This is a genomic window from Ralstonia pickettii (assembly GCF_000607165.1).
In the GTDB taxonomy this organism is placed as follows: Bacteria; Pseudomonadota; Gammaproteobacteria; order Burkholderiales; family Burkholderiaceae; genus Ralstonia; species Ralstonia holmesii.
Genome location: NZ_JFZG01000037.1, coordinates 1 through 780 on the forward strand (window position 1 = coordinate 1; position 780 = coordinate 780).

The window sequence follows — 780 nt, forward strand, 5'->3', positions numbered from 1 at the left end:
GCCCTGCATCGAGCCATGGGCAGTCGGCCGAGTGCTGGCGCCCGAGCTTGGCGCCATGGCGTCGTAGGTAGCTGTAGATTCCTGTGCCGACGCGGCGTTGATGCCGACAACGGCCAAGGCAACTGCCAATGCTGTCTTAACGTGCTTATGCGTGGTCATTTGACTTGTCGATCCGGGCTTAGGCGACGATCACTTCACGGAACATACCTGCATCCATATGCAGCATGAGATGGCAATGCCAAGCCCATCGTCCCAGAGCGTCAGCCGTGACAAGGAAGCTAACGCGCTGCGCGGGCTGCACCGGAATCGTGTGCCTGCGCGCCAAGAATGTACCGTCCGGCGCCTCGAGTTCGCTCCACATCCCATGCATGTGCATCGGGTGCGTCATCATCGTATCGTTGTGAAGGATGACGCGAAGACGCTCCCCATAGCGGAAATGGACGGGGGTTGATTTGCCGAACTCAACGCCGTCGAGCGACCATGCGTAGCGCTCCATGTTGCCGGTCAAATGCAACTCCACCTCGCGCTGCGGGCTGCGGGCGTCCATGGGGCCGCCGATCGTATGCATGTCCTGCAGGACCAGCACGCGTCGCCCATTGTTGCGCAGCCCAATGCCGGGATCGTCGAGGTTTGTCCGCGCCATATCGACATGCATGTCGGTGCTTGGACCGTACTCTGTTCGCGCATGACGGGCCTTCTTGCTCGGCACCTTCAAGGAGTTTGCGACGTTGCCCTGCATCGTTCCATGCTGGCTGTGGTCCATGACCATGGCGCCATGGT

1 protein-coding gene is annotated in these 780 nt (G+C 60.8%); it reads right to left on the bottom strand.

The window, feature by feature from the left end; genetic code table 11:
• Positions 1–178: 178 nt before the first annotated feature.
• Positions 179–780, bottom strand: a 602-nt coding sequence (locus BG83_RS0126950) for a multicopper oxidase domain-containing protein (protein ID WP_037032595.1), incomplete at its 5' end; no start/stop codon positions are given.